This is a genomic window from Mesorhizobium sp. M0045 (genome assembly GCF_040323385.1).
GTDB lineage: Bacteria > Pseudomonadota > Alphaproteobacteria > Rhizobiales > Rhizobiaceae > Mesorhizobium.
The window spans coordinates 1-8,271 of sequence record NZ_JAMYUY010000048.1; the positions used below are offsets into that span (position 1 = coordinate 1).

Annotated in this window: 5 protein-coding genes and 2 pseudogenes; all 7 read right to left on the reverse strand. The window is 59.4% G+C overall.

What is annotated here, in order from left to right:
- Window positions 1-129: 129 nt before the first annotated feature.
- On the reverse strand, window positions 130-1,209 hold the full coding sequence (locus NKJ72_RS30485) for an ABC transporter ATP-binding protein (RefSeq protein ID WP_352480734.1): 1,080 nt from the start codon (window positions 1,207-1,209) through the stop codon (window positions 130-132).
- Window positions 1,206-2,213, reverse strand: coding sequence for an ABC transporter ATP-binding protein (locus NKJ72_RS30490; protein WP_352480735.1), 1,008 nt, complete (start codon window positions 2,211-2,213; stop codon window positions 1,206-1,208). Before NKJ72_RS30490 ends, NKJ72_RS30485 begins: the two co-directional genes overlap by 4 nt.
- A 1-nt stretch (window position 2,214) precedes the next feature.
- The gene (locus NKJ72_RS30495; protein WP_352480736.1) at window positions 2,215-3,096 is read right to left on the reverse strand and encodes an ABC transporter permease; all 882 of its coding nucleotides are present in this window, start codon (window positions 3,094-3,096) and stop codon (window positions 2,215-2,217) included.
- 2 nt (window positions 3,097-3,098) lie between these two features.
- Window positions 3,099-4,040: an ABC transporter permease gene (locus NKJ72_RS30500; protein WP_352480737.1), complete on the reverse strand. Its 942-nt coding sequence runs from the start codon at window positions 4,038-4,040 to the stop codon at window positions 3,099-3,101.
- Between the two features lie 5 nt (window positions 4,041-4,045).
- Window positions 4,046-5,647, reverse strand: a complete 1,602-nt coding sequence (locus NKJ72_RS30505; RefSeq protein ID WP_352480738.1) for an ABC transporter substrate-binding protein — start codon at window positions 5,645-5,647, stop codon at window positions 4,046-4,048.
- A gap of 1,047 nt (window positions 5,648-6,694) precedes the next feature.
- Window positions 6,695-6,791, reverse strand: a pseudogene (locus NKJ72_RS31110) (IS66 family transposase); the annotation flags it as partial.
- Between the two features lie 461 nt (window positions 6,792-7,252).
- Window positions 7,253-8,271: pseudogene (locus NKJ72_RS30510) on the reverse strand (MFS transporter); the annotation flags it as partial.

An 8,271-nucleotide genomic window follows, 5' to 3' on the forward strand; every position in this document is an offset into this window, starting at 1 on the left:
ACCGTTTGCAACATTCGTTTCTATCGACCCGACCGTATCAAAGCCACCATCTCGCTGAATCGCAGAGTGACGGTCTTCGTGAGAATTCATAGTATCTCCTACTTCCCACGTGTATATGATTTACTAGGGCTAGACTTTTGTTTTCCAAAACCCCATGACCGGCTCATAAGGCTGAGCCACATGTGCAGGGGTATGATCGCCTGCTACAGCCGGAGCCGGCTGGAGCGGTATGTCTTTAGCCGGAGCGCGCACGTGACAAGCCGCGACGCGGCCGTCGGCCGTCGGTACCAAAGGCGGGACTTCGATGCGGCAACGCTCAACCGCAAGTGGACAGCGCGGGTGAAACGCGCACCCGCTCGGCGGATTAATGGGGCTTGGCACCTCGCCCTCGACCGGCACCTCCAGCCGAACTAGCGTCGGATCCGGCACCGGCGCGGCCGCGATCAGCGCCTCGGTGTAGGGATGGACCGGCTTGGCGAACAGCGCCTCGCACGGGGCGAGCTCTACGATCCGCCCCAAATACATAACCGCCACACGATGCCCGATATGCTCCACTACGCCCAGATCATGCGAAATGAAGACGAAGGCGATGCCCATCTGCTGCTGGAGATCCAGAAGCAGATTCAGGATTTGTGCCTGCACGGAGACGTCAAGGGCTGAGACCGCCTCGTCGGCGACAATGAGCGATGGTTGGAGGGCCAGCGCTCGCGCGATCCCGAGACGCTGCCGCTGGCCGCCCGACAACTCGGACGGGAGCCTACGCATCAGCTCAGGCGACATTCCGACCTTTCGGAGAAGATCCGCGGCAAGCGCCTGGCGCTGGCGCCGGCTGAGGCGCTCAAAATTCTCGACAGGCTCGGTGATGATCTGTTCGGCCGTGAGACGGGGATTCAGGGACGAGTAAGGATCTTGAAAGACCATCTGCATCCGACGGCGCCACGCATGAAGCGCGTCCTTCTTGAGGCCCGCGATATCGGTCCCGTCGATCAGCACGCGCCCGCCCGTCGGCTCCACGAGTCGCATCAGGAGCCGCGCGACAGTCGACTTGCCGCAGCCGGATTCGCCGACGATGCAGAGCGTCTCGCCCGCCTCGACGGAAAAGGATACATCCTCCACCGCCCGGATCACTGGGACTGTCTTCTTGAGGATTCCCGAGCCAAGCGGATAATGCTTGGTCAGATTCTCGACTTTCAGCAAAGGACCGGTCATGCGCCCATCACCTCTTCGGCGCGCCAGCAAGCTGCGGCATGGCTCGACCCGACGTCACGCAGGGTGGGCGTCTTGTCGCGGCAAATGTCGATAGAGAACGGGCAGCGAGGAGCAAAGCTGCACCCGACAATAGGCTCGCGAAGACTTGGGACAATGCCGGGAATTTCCGGAAGGCGGCGCTGTCGCCCGCGCCGCCGGTCAGGCACCGATCGCATGAGGCCCTGAGTGTAGGGATGCGCGGGACGCGCAAATAAATCTATCACGTTCGCTTGTTCTACGATACGGCCAGCATACATCACGATCACGCGTTGGCATGTCTCGGCTATAACGCCCAGGTCATGCGTGATGAAGATGACGGCCGTTCCTGTGCGCTCTTTCAGGTCGACGATGAGCCGCAAGATCTGTGCCTGGATGGTGACGTCAAGCGCAGTGGTTGGCTCGTCGGCGATCAATAGTTCTGGTGAGCAGGCAAGAGCCATAGCGATCATTGCGCGCTGGCGCATCCCGCCGGACATTTCGTGAGGATAGTCGTTAACGCGCCGCTGGGGGTCCGCAATGCGGACGAGACGGAGCATCTCTTCTGCTTTCTTCATGGCCGCGGAGCGGGATGCTTTGGTGTGGATCTGCACCGCCTCAGCGATCTGGCGGCCGACCGTATAGACCGGGTTCAGGCTCGTCATCGGCTCCTGGAAGATCATGGCGATCTGATCGCCGCGGATCTGTCGCATCTCCCGATCGGACAGCTCAAGGAGGTCACGTCGGTGAAAGCGGACCTCGCCGCCGACAGTCCTGGCGGTCAGCTTCGGCAGCAGGCGAAGGATGGAGAGGGCGGTGACGCTCTTCCCGCATCCGGACTCGCCGACGACGCCGAGCGTTTCACCTTTCTTCACCTGGAAGCTGATGCCGCCTAGGGCACGGGTGACGCTCTCTTCGCCGTAAAAGTGCGTCTCGAGGTCTCGCACTTCGAGAAGCACGTCATCCCCTGCGGGTTCTCGCATCAGCATGTCAACGTCTCCGCTTCGCGCGGGGATCGAATAGGTCGCGCAGGCCGTCCCCGAGCAGGTTGACGGCAAGGACCATCACGGCAAGGCAGATGCCGGGGGCAAAGACCGTCAATGGGGCGATAGCGAGATAGAGTCGAGAGCTTGAAATCATGTTGCCCCAACTGGGGATCTCGGGCGGCACGCCCACGCCTAGGAAGCTCAGCCCAGCCTCAGTCAGAATCGCATCTGCGCAGACAATGGCGCTCTGCACCATAAGCGGCGGAATGGTGCTCGGCAGGATATGCCGCCATAGCACTTTCGGCAGGCGCGCACCGCCGCAGAGGGCGGCCTCCACATAAGGACGCTCCCGAACGCTCAGAACCGCCGAACGAACCAGCCGCGTGACGCTCGGCAACTGGGGGATCGTAACGGCGACGATGAGGATACCGATTCCTGGGCCCGTCAGAGAAATAAGGGCGATTGCCAGCAGAATCGTCGGGATCGACATAAGGCCGTCCATGACCCGCATTACGGTATTATCGAAGCCGCGGTTGTAACCGGCGATGACACCGATCAGAAGGCCGCCCAAAGCCGCGCCCGCCGCCGACGTCAATCCGACCATGAGTGAGATCCGGGCGCCGAACACCGTTCGAGCAAACACGTCACGGCCCAGATTATCGCTTCCGAGCCACATGTCCGCTGACGGCGGCTGCAGGCGTTTGAATGGATCCATGTTCAATGGATCGCCGGCGTAAAGCGGGGCTGCGAGTGCTAATACGATCAACAGCGCCAAGAGGCCGCCGCCTACAAGGACGAGCGGATGCCGTCTTGCCAAACGGGGAAGGTCAGATATTCGCAGGCGGCCCGTCGGGACGTATTCAACTGGTGCGGAGAGGAGCGTCATAATCAGTACCGGATGCGGGGGTCGACCAGGGTGTAGGAAAGATCGACTGCGAGATTGATAAGGACGTAGAGACCCGAAACCAGGATGAGCACACCTTGAATGATGGGATAGTCGCGGTTGTTGGTCGCATCGACCACCAAACGACCGACACCAGGTATGTTGAACACCGTTTCCGTGATGACGACGCCAGAGATCAGACCTGCAAAACTTAAGCCGATCACGGTGAGGATCGGGACGCCCGCATTCTTCAGAGCGTGGTGGAAAAGCATGGAATAAGACGACGCGCCCTTGGCAGCGGCTGTTCGCATATAGTCTTCCGATAGAACTTCGAGCATGCTCGCCCGGGCGATCCGGGCGATGAAAGCAATGTAGGGAACACTCAAAGTCACGGTCGGCAGGATCAGGTGCACAAGCCACGGCCCGAGGCCATTGTCGATCGGCACGTATCCTTGGACCGGTAGCCAACGTGTCCTGATAGCGAACAGGTATATGAGAAAGAAGCCGATGACAAACACCGGGACAGAAAAACCAAGCGTCGCGAATGCCGTGAGGATGCGATCAACAAGACCGCCAGCGCGCCATGCCGCAAGGATGCCAAAGGAAACTCCGATCGTGACCGAAAGGATCATCGTCAGGATCGAAAGGGAAATGGTCGGCTCCAGTCGCTGTGAGATCAGATCGCGAACGGGTCGCCCCGTGAAAATTGAGGTCCCGAGGTCGCCGCGGAGGATGCTGAACGCCCAGTTGGCGAACTGAACTGGCAGAGACTCGTTGAGTCCGAGCTGTTCGCGGATGGCAGCGATCATCTGTGGCGTGGCCGTGTTGCCGGCGAGCATGTCCGCCGGGTCGCCGGGCGCCAGCCTGAGAAGCAGGAAGACGAAGATCCCGACCATCGCCATAACGGCGATGGTCGAAATCAATCTGCGCAGGATGTAGGCAGCCACTGTCCTTAGGCCTTCTGCATGTTCCACATCGGGACGTAATCCGGGACGCCGATAAGGCCGGTGAGCGTCTTGCGGCGTGCGATTGGCGACACAACCTGACCCAGAAACACGATGCCGACGAAGTCCCACCAAAGCTGTTGCATCTTGCGGGCTAGGGCCTTCCGCTCTTCTATCGTTTCAACATCCAGCCATTTTGCCAGAAGTGCCTGATACTCATCGTTCTTCACCCACCCAAACCAGCCCTCCACCCCGTTCGCGGCCAGGTAAGATGAAGATACTATTGGATCGCCGAAGGAAAAATCCGATGCGTCCGTAATGAAAATACTCCAACCGCCACTCTCAACTGGGCCTTTATTCGCCCGGCGCGCGACAACTCCGCCCCAGTCGCTCGGCGCAAGCTCGGCATTGACCCCGATTTTGCGCAGCGCAGCTGCCAGGAGTTGCGAGGCGTTGCTGATCGATTCTACATTCGAAGGCTGGAGAATGACGACCTTCTCGCCGGCGTATCCGGCCTCCTTGAACAGTTGCTTCGCCTTTTCTTGATCGCCGCCCTTCTTGAACCAGCCGGTATTTTCGTCATTTGAATAGATCGAGCTATTTCCAAATCGGGAAACGACGGTGCGGGTGTACCTCGGATCGGGTGACGCAGTGTGCGAAAACGCCTCCTGGTCGATCAAGTTAAGCATCGCTTGTCGCGCCTTGACATTATCGAACGGCTTTTGAAGCGCATTCATGCGCAAGAACATGTCCACCCCCCCCTTATTCAATACCTGAAGTTCAAGATTGGGATCGCTCTCTATCGCGGGATAAAAATCGGGCGGCGGCGCCTCAAGGAAATCGACCTCACCCGCTTGCAAGGCCGCCAGTGCAGTCTGCTGATCGGCGACGTTGTTCCATACGACACGATCAACCTTGACGACCTTGCCACCGGTAAACCCGTCGGGTGACTCGCTACGTGGCACGTAGTGCTCGTTGCGGTCATAGGTGAAGCTCGCGCCAGGCATGGCAAGCGCTTGATTGAATTTAAACGGCCCCGATCCGATATTCGCGGTCGCCTGTTCTGTTACAGGGAGGCTCGCGTCCTTCTCTCTCATGATGAATATATGCTGCGCCGCCAAGATTTCTATCAACAATCCCAGCGGCTCCTTGAGCTCAATGATGAACGTCCTCTCGTCCTTCTTCGAAATATCCTTTGCCCGATCCATAACCAGTGGTCCGGCGCCGCCGGGGGTGCGAATCCAGCGACGGATCGAGGCGACACAATCCGCTGCAGTAACGGGAGTGCCGTCGTGCCAGCCCAAGCCATCCCGCAGTTCGAACGTATAGGTTTTCTTGTCGTCGGAAACGCCCCACTGACCTACCATTTGCGGCTGCGGCATAAACTTGGAGTCCATTGCAAAGAGAGTGTCGTAAATCCCTAGGGCGTGGTTGACGGTGATGTTAGCGCCCGATACGTACGGATCGACAGCGCGGAGGTCACCTGACATAACCATGCGCACCGTCCGAGCGTCGGCTGGCACCGTCTGCGCCCGCAGGACCGAAGGGATCGACAAAGCCGCTCCAGCGCCTACGCCCACTTTGATCAGGTCGCGTCGAGAAATCGTCATGTTCCAGTTCCCCGGTTGAGTTAGTGGCGCGGTCAACCCGCTGTATGTCGATGCCTTGTCGCCTCAAACGAGTATCTGTTCGAGGGGCGACGGCTAAACGGTATCACCATGGAGAAGAGAGTTTGCGCCAAAGTGCATCGGCTGCTGAAATGCCGGCGCCACAAGGACGTGTTCTTTGAAATGTCTCAGCCTCCGGGGCCGCACACGGGAGCTCTTCTTCATCACACACGGATGAGCCCTAGGCCTTGGGGCGCCTTAGGATTCCCCTTTATTGCCGTCGTTGGTGGCTTGAGGGCTTCCCCGAGGCGATCAGTGTGCCGTCTTGTCGACGACCATTCGGCCGACATAGGGCGACAGCACACGCACCGCCGCCATGGGCGTTGCCTGTCGCTTCGGCGACGATCTCGTCTGTCTTGTTCAAGGTGCGGCCGAACCCTTCCTCCGCGGGGCAGACGTGAGCTCATCTTCGATCGCACACAGACACACACATGAGCCCTGTCAAGTGGATTGATCGAGATAAAAGACTCGGAATTTTGGATTCCCATCGGTTTGACGTCACTGCCGTCGCACGCATCGCGCGCTTGAATCATCAACAAGGTCAAGACGCTCACGGTCTAGCTCCACACTACAGCGAGCGCTTTCGGATTCACCAACGAGATGTCTGCAATGATTCCGCCAGCCGATCGTAACTTTTGCACTCGACGCATGCATGAGGCGGCCGAGGAACGGACCAATTCCGCCCGTTCTGAAAGTGAGAGGCAGTTGCGATGTTGTAGGGCGTATTCTTCGATCGAGGTCGTCCATCGCGCGATACCAGCGGTGTTTCCACGTTACACACTGCTTCGTGAGGTGCAAAAGTTATCCATCCGGTGAGGGACGTGGACGGCCCTATTTGTTTTCGTCGCGATGGATGGCGATGATGTTTTGAAGGCTTTCGACGCCGAATTGGGAGAAAGCCATCACGCCGTTTTCGTGGTGGAGCTGTGGACCCAGATCAAATTGTCTTCGGGTTCCATTTCGATAGCGATCTCGGCGAGCCAGCCCTCAGCGCAGGGCCTGCTCCGCCGCATTGTTCGTGATGCAGACCCTGCGTCGCCGAGGCAGCGGGCGAACGCCGGCCAGCGCGCAGCATGTAGTTGATGGCCTTGGGGAGATCATGGTTGCGCGAGAGTTTGGCAAGCTGCGCGATCAGCCAGGCGTGAAGGTCCTCCAATGACTGCAGCGCTACGCATCTGGCGAGCGCAGGAGCGCCGCTTGGGCGCTCAGTCCGTTGATCTCGCGCTCGATATCGAACAGGACGTCGAGACGCTGCACCGCCTCTTAATGTGATCGAGTAGATCGCCGCCTGTCCGCTTGCGGCGCTCCTCCAAATATGACATCGTTCCCTCCTCGTTCCGCCGCCGCCGACGTTCGGGCCTGTGAGCAACGTGATCTGACCCATAAACCACTCCTAAGTGCGCTCATAAGAGCACGCTTAAGACCAGTCGTTAACAGTCCAGACAAGGCGCTGAGCCGGATGGATACTGCAAAAGCAATACATTTTGGCTTTTACGGCACATCCCGTGAACATATTTCGTGAAGGTGAGTATCTCGTCGAGACCAATTTCAATGGCGGGGGAAATAAGGCATCGTTTGCTCGGCCTTGCGGGGCGGGCTCGTCGATCGTTCGATCAAAAGCGTGATTTGAGGTGGAAGCTCCCCTCTGTGCAGGAGGAGGACCCTTTCGTCCAGTTCCTTGTCTGCTGTCGTGAGACGATGGTTTAGGCCAAGGTAGTCCGTCCAGGTCGGCGTGCGGAATGTGCTTCTGAAGGTTGCGCTGCACAGCGTCCAGTGTCGAGCACCGACGCGGCTGTGTACATGCCGGCGCTGGCGCATGAGGTCCAGGAACCGCCTCGACGTTTTCCTCGGGTACCAGATACTCGACCTTGACTACGATAGGTCCGCTTCTTGGCTTCAGTTCAAGAGCAACTACCGGTGTGTCAAATTGCTCCAAAGGATCGGGCTCGGACTCGTGGCGCTCGCGAAGAGGAAACAGGACCCCGGCTGCAGCCACGAGCAACAGAGCACCAGCGGACCCCTCCAGCGCCCAGGCCAGGGAATGGTTCTGCGCCACCGTGCCCCACACCCAACTGCCGGCCGTGATGCCGCCATTTACTAAAGCATAGTAGATCGAGATCGTGCGCCTCACGACCCAGCGTGGGCTCGCCAGCTGCACGCTCACGCCAACCCCGGACCAGGCGGTGACCCAACCCGCGCCACCCAAGGCGAGCGCAATTGCGGCCACTGCAATCGAACAGGTCAGTGCAAGGGAAAGAGAGCATGCAGCGCAGGCGACGCAGGAGAGCGTCATCAGCCGTTCTTGTGACAAGATCCGTCTGAACAGCCTATTGGAGATGCCGGCGAAGACAGCGCCTGTCCCGAAGCCGGCCATGAGCGTGCCATAGGCGAGCGGTCCTCCTCCAAGCTGATCGCGGACAACCAGCGGCAGCAGCGCGAGTATGGCGATGCTCGCCAGGCCAAAGAGGGTTCCGCGCGCGATGCCGCCTTGATTTCCGATGACATCGCCGTGAAGCGCAGCCCGTCATAGATCGCCGTCCTCATTGACTCGCGCGGGAGAGGTGAGG

Bases quoted from the DNA above. Each gene is read 5' to 3' on its own strand.
- NKJ72_RS30485 (WP_352480734.1), bottom strand. From the start codon at position 1,209: ATGACCGGTCCTTTGCTGAAAGTCGAGAATCTGACCAAGCATTATCCG.
- NKJ72_RS30490 (WP_352480735.1), bottom strand. From the start codon at position 2,213: ATGCTGATGCGAGAACCCGCAGGGGATGACGTGCTTCTCGAAGTGCGA.
- NKJ72_RS30495 (WP_352480736.1), bottom strand. From the start codon at position 3,096: ATGACGCTCCTCTCCGCACCAGTTGAATACGTCCCGACGGGCCGCCTG.
- NKJ72_RS30505 (WP_352480738.1), bottom strand. From the start codon at position 5,647: ATGACGATTTCTCGACGCGACCTGATCAAAGTGGGCGTAGGCGCTGGA.